At 60.6% G+C, this 15,475-nt stretch carries 16 protein-coding genes; 8 read left to right on the top strand and 8 right to left on the bottom strand.

Features of this window, described 5'->3' with window-relative positions; genetic code table 11:
- Nucleotides 1-15: 15 nt before the first annotated feature.
- Nucleotides 16-1,326: a sn-glycerol-3-phosphate ABC transporter substrate-binding protein UgpB gene (ugpB, locus tag VJ651_RS02775; RefSeq protein ID WP_324105953.1), complete on the bottom strand. Its 1,311-nt coding sequence runs from the start codon at nucleotides 1,324-1,326 to the stop codon at nucleotides 16-18.
- Between the two features lie 199 nt (nucleotides 1,327-1,525).
- Here ugpB and ubiA point away from each other — a divergent pair, with 199 nt between their 5' ends.
- The 4 genes from ubiA to VJ651_RS02755 all read left to right on the top strand — a co-directional run bounded on the left by ubiA (nucleotide 1,526) and on the right by VJ651_RS02755 (nucleotide 3,452).
- Nucleotides 1,526-2,380: a 4-hydroxybenzoate octaprenyltransferase gene (gene ubiA, locus VJ651_RS02770; protein WP_324105952.1), complete on the top strand. Its 855-nt coding sequence runs from the start codon at nucleotides 1,526-1,528 to the stop codon at nucleotides 2,378-2,380.
- A 91-nt stretch (nucleotides 2,381-2,471) separates the two neighbouring features.
- Nucleotides 2,472-2,786 (top strand): DUF883 family protein, encoded by a 315-nt coding sequence (locus tag VJ651_RS02765; protein ID WP_292931308.1) that lies wholly within the window; start codon nucleotides 2,472-2,474, stop codon nucleotides 2,784-2,786.
- Between the two features lie 4 nt (nucleotides 2,787-2,790).
- A complete protein-coding gene (locus VJ651_RS02760) occupies nucleotides 2,791-3,156 on the top strand; it encodes a phage holin family protein (RefSeq protein ID WP_324105951.1) in 366 nt (121 codons plus the stop codon).
- The gene (locus VJ651_RS02755) at nucleotides 3,153-3,452 is read left to right on the top strand and encodes a YqjK family protein (protein ID WP_324105950.1); all 300 of its coding nucleotides are present in this window, start codon (nucleotides 3,153-3,155) and stop codon (nucleotides 3,450-3,452) included. The genes VJ651_RS02760 and VJ651_RS02755 overlap by 4 nt, the downstream gene beginning before the upstream one ends.
- 168 nt (nucleotides 3,453-3,620) lie before the next feature.
- Here the strand turns inward: VJ651_RS02755 and proC are convergent, their stop codons facing one another.
- Entirely contained in the window at nucleotides 3,621-4,445 is an 825-nt protein-coding gene (gene proC, locus VJ651_RS02750; protein WP_324105949.1) for a pyrroline-5-carboxylate reductase, read from the bottom strand.
- A complete protein-coding gene (locus tag VJ651_RS02745; protein WP_324105948.1) occupies nucleotides 4,435-5,139 on the bottom strand; it encodes a YggS family pyridoxal phosphate-dependent enzyme in 705 nt (234 codons plus the stop codon). The genes proC and VJ651_RS02745 overlap by 11 nt, the downstream gene beginning before the upstream one ends.
- Before the next feature lie 79 nt (nucleotides 5,140-5,218).
- Between VJ651_RS02745 and VJ651_RS02740 the strand changes: the two genes are divergently transcribed.
- The 3 genes from VJ651_RS02740 to VJ651_RS02730 are packed head-to-tail and all read left to right on the top strand — an operon-like array spanning nucleotide 5,219 to nucleotide 7,939.
- A complete protein-coding gene (locus VJ651_RS02740; RefSeq protein WP_136418844.1) occupies nucleotides 5,219-6,262 on the top strand; it encodes a type IV pilus twitching motility protein PilT in 1,044 nt (347 codons plus the stop codon).
- Between the two features lie 58 nt (nucleotides 6,263-6,320).
- Nucleotides 6,321-7,457, top strand: a complete 1,137-nt coding sequence (locus tag VJ651_RS02735; protein WP_324105947.1) for a PilT/PilU family type 4a pilus ATPase — start codon at nucleotides 6,321-6,323, stop codon at nucleotides 7,455-7,457.
- Complete coding sequence (locus VJ651_RS02730; RefSeq protein WP_324105946.1) at nucleotides 7,454-7,939, top strand: glutathione peroxidase; 486 nt, start codon at nucleotides 7,454-7,456, stop codon at nucleotides 7,937-7,939. The genes VJ651_RS02735 and VJ651_RS02730 overlap by 4 nt, the downstream gene beginning before the upstream one ends.
- A 282-nt stretch (nucleotides 7,940-8,221) precedes the next feature.
- On the opposite strand, the gene glcF is transcribed toward VJ651_RS02730, so the two are convergent.
- From glcF to VJ651_RS02705, 5 genes are all read right to left on the bottom strand, one after another.
- Entirely contained in the window at nucleotides 8,222-9,454 is a 1,233-nt protein-coding gene (glcF, locus tag VJ651_RS02725; RefSeq protein ID WP_324105945.1) for a glycolate oxidase subunit GlcF, read from the bottom strand.
- A 2-nt stretch (nucleotides 9,455-9,456) separates the two neighbouring features.
- Nucleotides 9,457-10,524: a glycolate oxidase subunit GlcE gene (glcE, locus tag VJ651_RS02720; RefSeq protein ID WP_324105944.1), complete on the bottom strand. Its 1,068-nt coding sequence runs from the start codon at nucleotides 10,522-10,524 to the stop codon at nucleotides 9,457-9,459.
- 8 nt (nucleotides 10,525-10,532) lie between these two features.
- Complete coding sequence (locus VJ651_RS02715) at nucleotides 10,533-12,020, bottom strand: FAD-linked oxidase C-terminal domain-containing protein (protein ID WP_324105943.1); 1,488 nt, start codon at nucleotides 12,018-12,020, stop codon at nucleotides 10,533-10,535.
- A 302-nt stretch (nucleotides 12,021-12,322) separates the two neighbouring features.
- The gene (locus VJ651_RS02710) at nucleotides 12,323-13,213 is read right to left on the bottom strand and encodes a LysR substrate-binding domain-containing protein (protein WP_324105942.1); all 891 of its coding nucleotides are present in this window, start codon (nucleotides 13,211-13,213) and stop codon (nucleotides 12,323-12,325) included.
- A gap of 154 nt (nucleotides 13,214-13,367) precedes the next feature.
- The gene (locus tag VJ651_RS02705) at nucleotides 13,368-14,777 is read right to left on the bottom strand and encodes an FAD-binding oxidoreductase (protein ID WP_324105941.1); all 1,410 of its coding nucleotides are present in this window, start codon (nucleotides 14,775-14,777) and stop codon (nucleotides 13,368-13,370) included.
- 123 nt (nucleotides 14,778-14,900) lie between these two features.
- Between VJ651_RS02705 and VJ651_RS02700 the strand changes: the two genes are divergently transcribed.
- Nucleotides 14,901-15,458: a cob(I)yrinic acid a,c-diamide adenosyltransferase gene (locus VJ651_RS02700; RefSeq protein WP_324105940.1), complete on the top strand. Its 558-nt coding sequence runs from the start codon at nucleotides 14,901-14,903 to the stop codon at nucleotides 15,456-15,458.
- The last annotated feature ends 17 nt before the right edge of the window (nucleotides 15,459-15,475 follow it).

Here is a 15,475-nt window from a genome sequence, read left to right as displayed (position 1 = left end):
CCTGCAACAGGCGACCTATTTTTTTCCCTTCTCGAACTGCACCAGCAACTCGTTGCCGCGCTTGACCGCCGTGTCGAGTGCGTCCTTTGCGGTCTTCTTGCCGCTCCATGCCAGTTCCAGCTCTTCATCGATGATGGCGCGAATCCGCACGAAATTGCCTAGACGGATGCCGCGCGATTTCGGCGTCGGCGTGACGAGCATTTGGCGAACTGCCACTTCCTGGCCGGGCGAATTTTCATAGAAGCCCGATTTCTTCGTGAGCTCGTAGGCAGCCGTGGTCAGCGGCAGATAGCCGGTTTCCTGGTGCCACTTCGCCTGGATTTCCGGCCTGGACAGGAACTTGAAGAACCTGGCGACAGCTTTGTATTCGACGGTTTTCTTGCCGCTCATGACCCACAGCGAGGTGCCGCCGACGATCGTGTTTTGCGGCGCGCCATGCACTCTGGCGTAATACGGCAGCGCCGCGACGCCGAATCGGAATTTGGAATTCTTGCGGATGTTGGCATAGGCCGCGCTGGAGGAAGTGAGCATTGCGCACTCGCCGGAATAGAACATGGCTTCCGCTTCATTCCTGGGGCCGGCGTAGGTGAAGTAGCCCTGGCGCGCCCAGTTTGCCAGGGTGTCGATATGTTTCACATGCAGAGGACTGTTGAATTTGAGGCGGGAACGATTGCCCGCGAACCCATTGTTCCCGGAGGCGAACTCCACATTGTGCCAGGCCGAGAAATTCTCCAGATGCACCCACGATTGCCAGCCGCTGGTGTAGGCGCATTCCTCGCCGCTGACTTTCAGCTTGGCCGCAGCCGACAGCACCGCCGGCCAGGTGACGGGCGCCTTGTCCGGGTCGAGTCCCGCTTTTGCGAACATGTCCTTGTTGTAATAGAACACGGCGGTCGAACTGTTGAACGGGAAGGACAGCATCGCCCCTTGCGGCGACATGTAGTAACTGGCAAGCGCGGGCACATAGATCGCGGGATTGAATTTTTCGCCGGCGATCTGCATCACCCTCGACACCGGAACGATGGCGCCTTTCGAATGCAGCATGGCGGCGGTGCCGACTTCCGGCACCTGAAGAATGTTGGGCGCTTTTCCCGCGCGATAGCCGGCAATGGCGGCCGTCATCGCTTCGTCGTAGCTCCCCTTGAAGACCGGCGTGATTTTATAGGCATGCTGACTCTTGTTGAATTTGTCGGCGAGTCCCGCCGCCCGGTCGCCGAGCGCGCCGGTCATGGAATGCCACCAGACGATTTCGGTCTTGGCGCAGGCAGATGCGGCCATCAGGGCGCACAGCGATCCCGCGGCCAGCGACTTGATATGACGGCGCATCTTTTCTCCTGCCCTTTTTATGGACGCACGAAGGTGATATGACAGTTGCATAACGATAAACGAAACCATGCTCGCGACGCTTATAATTCGGTGTCAACGCGATTTCAGCGCAGCAATTTGAAACGCAGGAGCGAAGTTTAGCCCTTTCACAAGATTCTTTGTTGTCATTCCCTCTTTTCGTTTTCATTCATTCCACGACATGAACCGCCTTGCCCTGTATGCCCGCCTCGTCCGGCTCGACAAGCCGATCGGCATCCTGCTCCTGCTATGGCCGACGCTGGCCGCCCTGTGGTTCGCCTCGCAAGGCAAACCGGACTGGAAGCTGGTGCTGATTTTCACGCTGGGGACGGTGCTGATGCGTTCGGCGGGTTGCGCGATCAACGACTTTGCCGACCGCGATTTCGACAAGCACGTGAAGCGCACGGCGGAACGCCCGCTGACCAGCGGCAGGATCGCGCCGTGGGAAGCTGTCATGGTCGCTGCAGTGCTCGCGCTGGTTTCCTTTGCGTTGATCCTGCCGCTCAATACGCTCACCAAGGAGTTGTCGGTGGCCGCCGTGCTGATTGCGGCAAGCTATCCATATTTCAAGCGCTTCTTCGCGATTCCGCAGGCCTATCTCGGCATCGCGTTCGGCTTCGGCATTCCGATGGCCTTCGCCGCCGTCCTGAATACGGTACCGCCGGCGGCGTGGCTGCTGCTTGCCGCCAACATCTTCTGGGCCATCGCATACGATACCGAATACGCAATGGTGGATCGCGACGACGACCTGAAGATCGGCATCAAGACCTCTGCCATCACCTTCGGCCGCTTCGACGTGATGGCCGTCATGCTGTGCTATGCGATCACCTTTGCGATCATCCTGCTGGTCGGTTGGCAATATGGACTGCGCGCCTGGTTCACGGGCGGAATGCTTGTTGCCGCCGCCTGCGCGCTGTATCACTACACGCTGATCCGCACACGGGACCGCATGGGTTGCTTCGCGGCGTTTCGTCACAACAACTGGCTCGGCGCTGCCTTCTTTGCCGGAATCGCAGTCGATTACGCGATGCGCTAATTCCAGCCGACAGTGTTTGACACCGCGCAAAATCGCCGCCCTCCTGTTACTTACACTGCAAGAAGCGCATCTCAATCACAGGAGGCATGGCATGGAATCTAACGGACGCAGTATGGTGCGGGATCGTTTGCTCGACGATCTGAGGCTGGTGATCAAGGACGCGGAAGACCTGCTCAGGAACACCAGTCAGCAAGTCGACGACGGGTATCGCATGGCACGCGCCCGCTTCGAATCCACCTTGACCAGCGCCAAAAGCGGTTTGTCCTCACTGGAAGAAAGCATCAGCGCCAGCGCGCGTGACGCCATCGATACCACCGATCAATACGTACAATCCCACCCCTGGCAATCGGTCGGCGTCGGCGCCCTCGCCGGGCTGGTGATCGGCCTCTGGCTCGGACGTCGCTGACAGCATGGTGATTGCAGAATCGGTAGCGCGACTGGCGGCCACGCTGCTTGCGGTTGTCCAGACGCGCGTGGAACTGGCGGCAACGGAAGTCGAGGAAGAATCACTGCGCTATTTTTCCTACCTGCTGATGTCGCTCGCGGCCATGTTTTGCCTCGGCATCGCCGTGGTGCTCGCCGTCTTTCTGGTCGTGATCCTGTACTGGGAGACGCATCGCATCGGCATCTTGCTGACGCTCATCGCATTGTTCGGGCTTGCCGGCGCGATGATCGGATTGCGCGTGCAGCGGCAGTTCCGGGTGAAGCCGAAACTGCTGGGACACACGATGACCGAGTTGTCGCGCGATACGAAAGCGCTGCAGCCGCCGCTATGAGAACACGCGCCGAAATGCTGGCAGCGCGGCGGCAGCGCCTGATCGCCGAATGCATCCTGCAGCGCGCCGATCTGGCGCTGCAAATCGAACCGCTGACCCATAACCTGAACTCGGTCGAGGTCGGCTTGCGGATTGTCGATCGTGTTCGGCAACATCCCGGATGGATTGCCGCTGCGGCAGTGGGCCTGATCGCTATCCGGCCACGCCGCCTGTCATCTGTCCTGCGGCTGGGATCCGCCGGCTTGCGCACATGGCGAATGCTCCGGCCGAGCCTGCAATTGCTGCTGCCGGGTTAAGAAAAGGTCAGGCGCCGCGCAAGAATAACTTGTGCAATTTGGCGGTCGTAGCGGGATGCGATGCAAGGCGGGAGAAGGAGCCATAGCGGGACTATGGCGACGCCGAGCAACGCCGCAGCGCGCCCGATACGGCTAGCAAAATTGTGCAAGTTATTCTTGCGCGGTGCCTTAGTCCTGTCCGAATTCTTCGCCCAGCTCCTTGCCGCGCGCGGCAGCGGCTTTCAGCGCCTTGACGATCGCGCCCTTGACGTCGCTTGCATCCAAGCTGGTCAGGGCGGCGTAAGTAGTGCCGCCTTTGGATGTCACCCGCTCGCGCAATGTCGACACCGGCTCGGTGGATTGCGCCGCCAGCTGCGATGCGCCGACGAAGGTAGCGATCGCAAGCTGGGTGCCCTGCTCGGCAGTCAGTCCCATTTCCTGCGCTGCCTGCTGCATCGCTTCAATGAAGTAGAAAACATAGGCAGGGCCACTTCCGGAGACGGCCGTCACGGGGTCGATCAATTCTTCGTCATCCAGCCAGACCGTCGCGCCAACCGCACGCATGATCGCGTCGGCCGCATTGCGCTGCGCAGTCGACACGCCGGATAAAGCCACCATGCCGGTGATGCCCTTGCCGATCAAGGCCGGCGTGTTGGGCATGGTACGCACGATCGCGCTGTGACCGTTCAGCCAGCGCGACAAGTCGAGCGCGCGAATGCCGGCCGCGATCGACAGCACCAGTTGCGACCGGATGTGCGCTTTCAACTGCGCGATCACATCCTTCATCTGTTGCGGCTTGACTGCCAGCACGACAACGTCGGTGTCGGTCAGCGCGCTGTCGATCTGGTGAGACGTGCTCACGCCGAACTGCTGCTGCAATTTGCGCAAGGCGTCCGCATTGACATCGACGACGTGAATGTTTTCTCCCGCGGTCAGCTTGCCGGCAAGGCCGCCGATGAGTGCGGTCGCCATGTTGCCGCCGCCGATGAATGCGATTTTCAGATTATTTTGCATAATGTCGTTGTCCAAAGATTGCCGTTCCAATTCTGACGATGGTTGCGCCTTCCTCGACCGCGGCGACGAGGTCGGCCGACATGCCCATCGATAAGGTATCCATGTCGAGCCCGTGCGCACGCAATTCGTCCAGCAGCATGCGCACCTGCCGGAACGGGACGCGTTGCCTGTCGATGTCGCCCTCGGGTTCCGGGATCGCCATCAATCCGCGCAGCTTCAGCCGCGGCAGATTCGCCACCCGTTTTGCCAGTTCCAGTACTTCGCCGGGCGCGACGCCGCTCTTGCTGGCCTCTCCGCTGATGTTGACCTGCAGGCAGATGTTCAAGGGCGGCAGATGCGCAGGCCGCTGTTCGGATAGGCGCTGCGCGATCCTTTCGCGCTCGACCGAGTGCACCCAATCGAAATGCTCCGCGATCGGCCGCGTCTTGTTGCTCTGAATGGGGCCGATGAAGTGCCATTCCAGCAACAAGTCCGGCCGCGCGGCATGCACCGCGCTCATCTTGTCGAGCGCTTCCTGCAAGTAGTTTTCGCCGAAGGCGCGCTGGCCTGCCTGTGCCGCGGCGATGACCGCATCCGCGCCGAAGGTCTTCGACACCGCCAGCAGGCGAACCGCGCGCGGGTCGCGTCCGGCCTCTCGCGCGGCTGTGGTAATACGTTCCTCTACGGCTTGCAAGTTGTCGGAGATTGAGGACATAATCAGTTAGCTTAGGGCAACACCTTGCCGGTATTGCATCAATATTGTCACTACGGCTTACGCCAGCCTGGGATTATAAATGGACATTTCTGAACTTCTCGCCTTTGCCGTCAAGAATGGCGCATCCGACCTGCACCTGTCCGCCGGCTTGCCGCCGATGATACGCGTGCATGGCGACGTGCGTCGCATCAACCTGCCGCCGCTGGAGCACCGCGATGTGCACGGCATGATCTATGACATCATGAACGATGGCCAGCGCAAGGCGTATGAAGAAGTGCTCGAATGCGACTTTTCGTTTGCCATTCCAGGCCTGGCGCGCTTCCGCGTGAACGCATTCAACCAGGACCGCGGCGCGGCAGCCGTGCTGCGTACCATTCCGTCGAAAGTGCTGACGCTGGAACAACTGAACGCGCCGAAGATCTTCACCGAACTGGCCCTGAAGCCGCGCGGCCTGGTGCTGGTGACCGGCCCGACCGGTTCCGGCAAATCGACCACGCTGGCCGCGATGATCAATCATCTGAACGAAACCGAATATGGCCACATACTGACGGTGGAAGATCCGATCGAATTCGTGCACGAATCGAAGAAATGCCTGATCAACCAGCGCGAAGTCGGCCCGCACACCATGTCCTTCCAGAACGCGCTGCGCTCCGCCTTGCGTGAAGACCCGGACGCAATCCTGGTCGGCGAATTGCGGGACCTGGAAACCATTCGCCTTGCGATGACGGCGGCCGAAACCGGCCACCTTGTGTTCGGTACGCTGCACACTTCGTCGGCGGCAAAGACCATCGACCGTATCGTCGACGTGTTCCCGGCGGAAGAAAAGGAGATGATTCGCGCGATGCTGTCGGAATCGCTGCAAGCGGTGATCTCGCAGACGCTGCTGAAAACCAAGGACGGCAGCGGCCGCGTCGCCGCGCACGAGATCATGCTGGGCACGCCCGCAATCCGCAACCTGATCCGCGAAGCGAAAGTGGCGCAGATGTATTCCACGATTCAGACCGGCAGCAACATCGGCATGCAGACGCTGGACCAGAACCTGACCGACCTGGTAAGACGCAACGTGATTTCGCCGGCCGCCGCACGCGCCGCCGCCAAGATCCCGGAAAACTTCCCGGGCTGAAACCAATCAAGATCAACACCAAGGCGGGCAATAAGCTCGCAAGGACGAAGGAAGAACCATGGAACGGGACCAGGCCACCAAATTCATGCACGACCTGCTGCGGCTGATGCTCAGCAAGAACGGCTCCGACCTTTTCATCACTGCCGATTTCCCGCCGGCATTCAAGATCGACGGCAAGATGACGCCGGTCTCGAACCAGCCGCTGACGCCCACGCATACCGTCGAACTCGCGCGCGCCATCATGAACGACAAGCAGGCGGCGGAATTCGAAGCGAGCAAGGAGTGCAATTTCGCGATCAGCCCCGGCGGTCTCGGACGTTTCCGCGTGTCGGCATTCGTGCAGCAGGGCCGTGTCGGCATGGTGCTGCGGACCATCACCACCACGATTCCGAAACTGGAAGACTTGGGGGTGCCGGAAGTGCTGAAAGAAGTGGCGATGACCAAGCGCGGCCTGGTGATCATGGTGGGCGCGACCGGCTCGGGCAAATCCACCACGCTGGCCGGCATGGTCGGTTATCGCAATGAAAACAGTTACGGTCACATCATCACGATTGAAGACCCGGTGGAATACGTGCATCCGCACAAGAACTGCATCGTCACGCAGCGCGAAGTCGGGGTCGATACCGCCGACTGGTTCACCGCGCTGAAGAACACGCTGCGCCAGGCGCCCGACGTGATCCTGATCGGCGAGATCCGCGATCGCGAGACCATGGATTACGCGATCGCATTTGCCGAAACCGGCCACCTCTGTCTTGCCACGCTGCACGCTAACAGCGCGAACCAGGCGCTGGACCGGATCATCAACTTCTTCCCGGAAGAACGCCGCCAGCAACTCCTGATGGATTTGTCGCTCAACCTGAAGGGTTTGATTTCACAACGTCTCGTTCCCTTGAAAGATATCAAGGGGCGCTGCGCCGCAGTCGAGATAATGTTGAACTCGCCGCTGATTTCCGACCTGATCTTCAAGGGCGAGGTGCACGAAATCAAGGAAATCATGAAGAAGTCGCGCGAGCTCGGCATGCAGACTTTCGACCAGGCGCTGTTCGACCTCTACGAGGCCGGCAAGATTTCCTACGAAGACGCGCTGCGCAATGCCGACTCGGTCAATGACCTGCGCCTGACCATCAAGCTGCAGAGCAAGGACGCGAAGGGCCGCGACCTGAGCAAGGGAACCGAACATCTGGGAATCGTGTGACGACTGTTTACGACTTCAACGCAACCAGCCTCGACGGCAAGCCGGTCGATCTGAAAAAGTATCGCGGCAAGGTCCTGCTGATCGTCAATACGGCGAGCAATTGCGGCTTCACACCACAATACAAGGGACTGGAAGCCGTCTACGAGCAGTTCAAGGACAAGGGCGTCGAAGTGCTGGGCTTTCCCTGCAACCAGTTCGGCGCACAGGAACCCGGCACAGCGGATGAAATCGGCGCGTTCTGCGAAAAGAATTATGGCGTCAGCTTTTCGCTCTTCGACAAGATCGATGTGAACGGCGTCAATGCACATCCGCTCTTCAAGCACTTGAAGAGCGAAGCGCGCGGCCTCATGGGCTCGGAAGCGATCAAATGGAATTTCACTAAGTTCCTGGTGAGGAAGGATGGCACGGTGTACAAGCGTTACGCACCGCAGACCGAGCCGAAGGAATTGATGCGGGATATCGAGAAACTGCTCGCCGAATAAATCCAATAAAAATACAAATGGGCGCAGTGCGCCCATTGATCCATTCCCTTTGTTGGCAGCGCATTTTCAGTTGCGCATATGCTCGTTCGGATTCTTCCCTTTCACGAAACCGAATGCAAACGCTTCAACGACAACCAACACAACCAAGGATCCGATAACAACGACTGGTACGATACTCATGATGCTTCCTTTCAACGATCAACCTGCTTGATCACAGTATAGGGAGGCACCAGTCATCAATCCAATCACGATTCATCATGGCAATTATTCGCAGCCGGAATATCAGCGAGCCGCGAGCAATGCCTTGTCGATCAATTCAATCCAATGCTTGACCGGTGTTTCGGTGCCTGATTGCAGGTGCGTGAGGCAGCCGATATTGGCGGACACGATCATCTCCGGCCTGGTCGCTTCCAGGTTCGCAATCTTGTTGTCGCGCAGCTTGTAAGCCAGCTCCGGCTGGGTGACCGAATAAGTGCCTGCGGAGCCGCAGCAAAGGTGGCTGTCCTTGCACAGGCTGACATCGACACCCACCGCGCGCAATACTCCTTCCACCTTGCCGCGAATCTGCTGGCCGTGTTGCAGACTGCAAGGCGGATGATAGGCAACACGCTGTTTGATCTTTCCGTCCAGCTTCTGCTGCAATGCCTGCTCGAAGGGCGGCAGAATTTCGCTCAGGTCTTTCGTCAATTCCGAAATGCGTTTCGCCTTCGCCGCGTACTTCTCGTCATGCGCGAGCAGATGGCCGTATTCCTTGACCGTCACGCCGCAACCCGAGGCCGTCATCACGATCGCTTCGACACCGGCTTCCACGTAGGGCCACCATGCGTCGATATTGTTGCGCATGTCGTTGAGGCCGCCATCCTGATCATTCATGTGAAAACGGATCGCGCCGCAGCAGCCTTCCTTCGGCGCCACGATCAATTGCACGCCGAGCGCGTCCAGCACGCGTGCGGTGGCGGCATTGATATTGGGTGCCATCGCAGGCAGCACGCAGCCGTCGAGCAGCAGCATCTTGCGCGCGTGTTGCGTCTTCGGCCAGGTGCCGGCGCTCTGCCGCGCGGGGACCTTGTTGCGCAGGGACTTGGGCAGCAAGGGCCGCATCAGCTGCCCGGTCTTCATCGCCGGCGTGAACAACCATTTGCGCGGCAAGGCTTCCTTCAACACTGCGCGCACGATGCGTTGCGACATGGGGCGCTTCACCTGTTCTTCGACGATCTTGCGGCCGATGTCGACCAGGCGGCCGTATTGCACGCCCGAGGGACAGGTCGATTCGCAATTGCGGCAGGTCAGGCAACGGTCCAGGTGCGACAGCGTCTTCGCGGTGGCCGGCTTGCCTTCGAGAACCTGCTTGATCAGGTAGATGCGGCCGCGCGGACCATCGAGCTCATCGCCGAGCAACTGATACGTTGGGCAAGTAGCAGTGCAAAATCCGCAGTGCACGCATTTGCGAAGGATGGCGTCGGCTTCATCGCCGGCGCGCGTGTTCCTGATGAAATCAGCGAGATTGGTTTGCATGGTCAAAACTCTTTGTACATCCGTTCCGGATTGAATATGCCGGACGGATCGAATGCATTCTTCAGATTGCGATGGACCCTGGCGAGCGGCGGTACCAGCGGATGAAAGACGCCGACGCTCTTATCGCCGCCGCGGAACAGTGTCGCGTGACCGCCGACTTGCGTGACCACTGAGCGAATCGTGTCGGCATCCATCTCCGTCCTCAGCCAGCGTTGCGCGCCGCCCCACTCGATCAGATGCTCGCCTTCCAATGCCAGCGGCGGAATGGCCGACGGCACCGACAGGCGCCACAAGGCCGTCGGGCCATTGGTCGCGCTGAAATACTGGTTGCTGTGGTCGCGCAGTTCATTCCAGAACACGTCCGCCTGCGCTTCCTCTTCGCCGCCCATCTTTTGCATGGCGGCCTTGACCGCTGACTCGGCACCGGACAAGCGCACGATGAGCACGCCGCCATGCCAGGCACTGGCGGAAATCGGCAGCGGCTGGCCGCCCCATTTGTTGAGCTGCTCGATGGATTCGGTCTTGCGCATTTCGAAGCGCAGCGTGGTTTCGTGGAAGGGCTTGGGCAGCACCTTCAAGGACACTTCCAGGATCAGGCCGAGCATGCCGAGCGAACCGACCAGCATGCGCGACACGTCATAACCGGCGACGTTCTTCATCACCTGGCCGCCGAAGCGCAGCATCTCGCCATTGCCATCCATGAGCACCGCGCCAAGCACAAAGTCGCGCACCGCGCCAACCGCCTGACGACGCGGGCCCGACAGGCCGGCCGCGATCACGCCGCCGATGGTGGAGTCGGGGCTGAAGCGCGGCGGCTCGAAGGCGAGCATCTGATTGCGCTCGGCGAGCGCGGCCTCGATCTCGGCCAAGGGCGTGCCGCAGCGCGCCGTGATCACCAGTTCGGTCGGCTCGTAGGCGACGATGCCCGAATACGCACGCGTGTCGAGGAGTTCGCCTTGCAAGTTCTGGCCGTACCAGTCCTTGCTGCCGCCGCCGCGAATGCGCAGCGGAGTCTTGCTGACCGATGCCGAGGCGATCCGGTCGCGGAATTGTTGCAATGCCTGATCCATAAGATTCTCTAAAAACGCGGAAGATGCGCAAACTTCATTTGTCCGCCGCTCACGCGCATCTTGCCGAACTCGGCGCAACGGTTCAGCGTCGGGATCGCCTTGTCGGGATTCAACAGGAATGCGGCGTCGAAGGCGCGCTTGACTGCGACGAATGCCTCCAGTTCCTTCGGCGAGAACTGCACGCACATCGAATTGATCTTCTCGATGCCCACGCCGTGTTCGCCGGTAATGGTGCCGCCGACCTTGACGCACAGTTCGAGGATGTCGGCGCCGAATGCCTCGGCGCGCTCGAACTCGCCCGGCTTGTTGGCATCGAACAGGATCAGTGGATGCAGGTTGCCGTCGCCGGCATGGAAGACGTTGGCGCAGCGCAGGCCGTACTTGCCTTCCATCTCGGTAATCGCGATCAGGACTTCGGCCAGGCGCTTGCGCGGAATCGTGCCGTCCATGCAGTAGTAGTCCGGCGAAATGCGTCCGGCGGCGGGGAAGGCATTCTTGCGGCCGGACCAGAACTTCAGGCGCTCGGCCTCGTTCTGCGACACCGCAATGGCGGTCGCGCCGGAGGACTTCAACACCTCGCTCATGCGGGCGATTTCCTCTTCCACCTCCTCCGGCATGCCATCGGATTCGCACAGCAGGATCGCTGCCGCTTCGGTGTCATAGCCGGCCTTCACGAAAGGCTCGACCATGCGCGAGGACGTCTTGTCCATCATCTCCAGCCCGGCGGGGATGATGCCTGCCGCAATCACTTCGGCAACCGCGTCGCCGCCCTTCACCACGTCGTCGAAGGACGCCATGATCACGCGTGCCGATTGCGGCTTTGGCACCAGCTTGACGGTCACCTCGGTGACCACGCCGAGCATGCCTTCCGAACCGATGAATACCGCCAGCAGATCGAGTCCGGCCGCGTCCAATGCCTCGCTGCCGAGTTCGACCACTTCGCCCTCGATGGTGACCATGCGCACACGCAATACGTTGTGGACCGTCAAGCCGTATTTCAAGCAGTGCACGCCACCGGAGTTTTCCGCGACGTTGCCACCGATCGTGCAGGCGATCTGCGACGAGGGATCGGGCGCGTAGTACAAGTCGTGCGCCGCAGCCGCATCGGAAATCGCGAGGTTGCGAACGCCCGGCTGCACCACCGCGGTACGGGAATACGGGTCGAGCTTGACGATCTTGTTGAACCTTGCGGTCGAGAGCACCACGCCATCGGCAATCGGCATCGCGCCGCCCGAGAGGCCGGTGCCCGCGCCGCGCGGCACGATCGGCACCTTGAGTTCGCGGCAGGTGTTGAGGATGGCAATCACCTGTGCCTCGGTCTGGGGCAGGACCACCACCATCGGCAACTGGCGATACGCTGCAAGGCCGTCGCATTCATAGGGCCGGGTGTCTTCTTCATTGAACAACACGCACGCTTCGGGCAGAAGCGCGCGCAAGGCGCTGACGACTTCGCGCTGTCGTTCGACAGTGAATTGAATCTGGGAGGGGGCGTTCATGTCCTGTTCCTGACTGGTTCGGCTCGCAAGAGTGTAGCGAAATCCCTTGCCGACGGGTGCTTATTGCATCGCTAATGCGCCTGAAAAGCTTTGCCCCGTGCGGTGAATATTTTTCAGGCGGGTCGCCGTGCTCGAAGCGACGGCTTGCCATTTCTGCATGACCAGGAGTCGGTCAGCATGATTATGCGCGGAATGATGCAAACCTGCACCGTGCCGTCGCCGCCCTTGCCCGCAATTGTTGAAACGACATCTGGCCCTGCGCGCACAGGGCGGCCAAGCCGCCGGCGAAGCGCGCCACGGACTCACGCCGTGCGAAATGTCTCCAGCAGCCAGTCGACGAACGCGCCGACCTCGGGCCGATCGCGCACATGCTGCTCGTACACCACGTAATAGGCATGCGGCGGTGTTTTCAGGACGATATTCGGGAACACTTGCACCACCTCGCCACTGGCGATCTGATTCTGTGCGAAGTGTTGTCGGGTCAGCCCGACACCAAGGCCGTGCCGCACCGCTTCCAGCAGCAAGCCAAGGTCGTCGAAGCGCAGGCCGACCGAGGGCTCCGGCCAATCCAGGCCCGCCACCTCAAACCAGGGTTGCCAGGGTTCAAGCGCCGAGCGCAGCAGCGTTGCCTTCTGAAGATCGGCCGGCACCTTCAGGCCGCCGATTTTCTCCAGGTACTTGGGATTGGCGACCGTGAAGGTCGGTTCCTCGAACAGTTTTTCGGTCACGATATCCGGATACTTGCCGGCGCCGAAACGCACCTCGACGTCACTCTCCGACAGGCTCAAGTCGTACAGCGGCACCTGCAGGAAAAGCTCGATCACGATTTCCGGGTACAAGTTGGAAAATTCTTCCAGGCGCGGCACCAGCAGGCATCGCGCAAACGTCGGCGGCACCGTCACCTTGATGCGCGGTTGCGCAGGCGCGGTCCGGTGCGGCAAGGGGAAATCGGTCAGCGTGCGCAGCGCCGCCCTCACCACATCCAGATAGCGCCGCCCGAACTCGGACAGACTGACCGCCCGGCCATCGCGCAGGAACAAGCGCTCGCCGACAAAGTCCTCCAGCAAGCGTATGCGGTGCGACAAGGCCGAGGGCGTGATGCACAACTCTTCGGCAGCGACAGCGAAGGAACCGTGGCGGGCTGCCGCTTCGAAGGCGGACAGCGCATGAACCGGGGGAAGGCGAATGGCCATAATGAAAACTCGAAGTAAGATGAGCGGCCACCGATTCGGTCTGAAAACCGTAGCGAGCGACACAAGGTCGCATCGAGAAGCGCAGTCGTACTGCGGTACGACGAGCATCGCAGATGTGAGATTGCGTCGCGCAGTAGGTTTGCAGACCGAATCGCTACCAGTGGATGATTTTACCGGGGTTCAACATGTTTTTGGGATCAAATGCATGCTTGAGCGCCCGCATTGTCTCAATTGCCGCCGGCCCATGCTCCTGCACCAGAAAGTCCATCTTGTGCAGCCCCACGCCATGCTCCCCGGTGCAGGTCCCGTCCATCGAAATTGCCCGCGCCACCATGCGTGCGTTGATGCCTTCGGCCTTGGCCACGTCGTCCGCGTCATGCGGATCGACCATCATCAGCACGTGGAAATTGCCGTCGCCGACATGGCCCACGATGGCATAAATCATGTCATTCTTTTCACAATCGGCCTGGGTATCGAGTATGCACTCGGCCAGGCGCGAGATCGGCACGCAGCAATCGGTGGTGATCGCGCGCCCGCCCGGTCGCATCTGCAGCATGGCGAAATAGGCGTTGTGGCGCGCCGCCCAGAGACGTGAACGCTCTTCCGGACGTGTTGCCCATTCGAAGCCGCTGGCATTGTGTTCCGCGGCAATTTCCTGCACGGTTTGCGCGTTTTCCTTGACGCCGTTTTCGCTGCCATGGAATTCGAACAGCAGCAGCGGTTTTTCGGGCAGGCTCATCTTGTCGTAGGCGTTGATGGAACGCACCGCGCTCTCGTCGATGAATTCGACGCGCGCAATGGGCACGCCCATCTGGATGGTCTGGATGACGGTGTTGACCGCGTCCGCCGTGCTCGGGAACGAGCACACGGCTGCCGACACCGCTTCCGGCTGCGGATACAGTCGCACGGTGACTTCGGTGATGATGCCGAGCGTGCCTTCGCTGCCGACAAAAATGCGCGTGAGATCGTAACCGGCCGACGACTTTCTGGCGCGGGTGCCGGTCTTGATGATGCGGCCGTCCGCGGTGACCACGGTCAAGGCAAGCGTGTTTTCCCGCATGGTGCCGTAACGGACGGCGTTGGTGCCGGATGCGCGCGTTGCCGCCATGCCGCCGAGCGATGCATCGGCGCCCGGGTCGATCGGGAAAAACAGGCCGGTATCCTTGATCTCCTGATTCAATTGCTTGCGCGTAACGCCGGCCTGCACCGTCGCGGTCTGGTCCTCGGCATGTACCGCCAAAACCTGATTCATCTGCGAAAGGTCGATGGTCACACCGCCGCGCAGGGCCAGCACGTGGCCCTCCAGCGAAGTGCCGGTGCCGTAGGGAATGATCGGCACATCATAGTTGCTGCACAGCTTCACCACCTCCGCCACTTCCTCGGTCGTCTGTGCGAATACCACCGCATCGGGCAACATCGGGTCATAGGAAGACTCGTCGCGCCCATGATGTGCGCGCATGGCTTCCGAGACGGAAAAGCGGTCCTCGAACAAGGTGCCGAGCGCAAGCGCAAGCTCTTCGGGAAAAGGCCTTTTCGATACCGTCGGCTGGCTGAAGTGATTCATGGTCGTCTCCGTTTTTTCCGATTCTACCGCGCGAGGATAATCCCCGTACATTGACATGGAGATGACACCACCCCTCGCGATTTTGGCTTATCCTCTGGTCTTTACCTTTACGCTTCGACGAACATGGGCAATCGACTTTCCAAAATCGCCACACGCACCGGCGACAACGGCACCACGGGACTCGGCGACGGCAGCCGAGTGAGCAAGGACAGCCTGCGCATTCACGCAATGGGCGAGGTGGACGAACTGAATTCCCACATCGGTCTGCTGATGTGCGAGGAATTGCCGCCGGAACTGCGCGAAGAACTGGTCACCATCCAGCACGACCTGTTCGACCTGGGCGGCGAATTGTGCATTCCGGGTTACACCCTGATCACCGAAGCGCAAGTCGCGCGCCTCGACATGCTGCTGGAAAAATACAATGCCGATCTGCCGCGGCTGAAGGAATTCATTCTGCCGGCAGGCTCGCGCGGCGCGGCCCTCGCCCATGTGTGCCGCACGGTGTGCCGACGCGCCGAACGCGCGATCGTCACTCTGGGCAATACCGAAACGATCAATGACAACCTGCGGCATTACATGAACCGCCTGTCGGACCTGTTGTTCGTGCTGTCGCGCGTGTTGAACCGGTTTGCCGGCGGCAGCGATGTGCTGTGGGAGAAGGACCGCAAGCGGGACGTGTGACCGGCCGCAACGCAGTC

Source organism: Noviherbaspirillum sp. (assembly GCF_035254865.1).
Lineage (GTDB): Bacteria > Pseudomonadota > Gammaproteobacteria > Burkholderiales > Burkholderiaceae_D > Noviherbaspirillum.
This window is presented reverse-complemented; position numbering and strand designations above follow the sequence as displayed.

What these genes read in the sequence shown, in the direction of transcription:
- glcF (WP_324105945.1), bottom strand. Translation starts at nt 9,454, where the DNA reads ATGCAAACCAATCTCGCTGATTTCATCAGGAACACGCGCGCCGGCGAT.
- VJ651_RS02700 (WP_324105940.1), top strand. Translation starts at nt 14,901, where the DNA reads ATGGGCAATCGACTTTCCAAAATCGCCACACGCACCGGCGACAACGGC.
- VJ651_RS02740 (WP_136418844.1), top strand. Translation starts at nt 5,219, where the DNA reads ATGGACATTTCTGAACTTCTCGCCTTTGCCGTCAAGAATGGCGCATCC.
- VJ651_RS02755 (WP_324105950.1), top strand. Translation starts at nt 3,153, where the DNA reads ATGAGAACACGCGCCGAAATGCTGGCAGCGCGGCGGCAGCGCCTGATC.
- proC (WP_324105949.1), bottom strand. Translation starts at nt 4,445, where the DNA reads ATGCAAAATAATCTGAAAATCGCATTCATCGGCGGCGGCAACATGGCG.
- VJ651_RS02745 (WP_324105948.1), bottom strand. Translation starts at nt 5,139, where the DNA reads ATGTCCTCAATCTCCGACAACTTGCAAGCCGTAGAGGAACGTATTACC.
- ugpB (WP_324105953.1), bottom strand. Translation starts at nt 1,326, where the DNA reads ATGCGCCGTCATATCAAGTCGCTGGCCGCGGGATCGCTGTGCGCCCTG.
- VJ651_RS02705 (WP_324105941.1), bottom strand. Translation starts at nt 14,777, where the DNA reads ATGAATCACTTCAGCCAGCCGACGGTATCGAAAAGGCCTTTTCCCGAA.
- VJ651_RS02735 (WP_324105947.1), top strand. Translation starts at nt 6,321, where the DNA reads ATGGAACGGGACCAGGCCACCAAATTCATGCACGACCTGCTGCGGCTG.
- glcE (WP_324105944.1), bottom strand. Translation starts at nt 10,524, where the DNA reads ATGGATCAGGCATTGCAACAATTCCGCGACCGGATCGCCTCGGCATCG.
- VJ651_RS02765 (WP_292931308.1), top strand. Translation starts at nt 2,472, where the DNA reads ATGGAATCTAACGGACGCAGTATGGTGCGGGATCGTTTGCTCGACGAT.
- VJ651_RS02710 (WP_324105942.1), bottom strand. Translation starts at nt 13,213, where the DNA reads ATGGCCATTCGCCTTCCCCCGGTTCATGCGCTGTCCGCCTTCGAAGCG.
- VJ651_RS02715 (WP_324105943.1), bottom strand. Translation starts at nt 12,020, where the DNA reads ATGAACGCCCCCTCCCAGATTCAATTCACTGTCGAACGACAGCGCGAA.
- ubiA (WP_324105952.1), top strand. Translation starts at nt 1,526, where the DNA reads ATGAACCGCCTTGCCCTGTATGCCCGCCTCGTCCGGCTCGACAAGCCG.
- VJ651_RS02760 (WP_324105951.1), top strand. Translation starts at nt 2,791, where the DNA reads ATGGTGATTGCAGAATCGGTAGCGCGACTGGCGGCCACGCTGCTTGCG.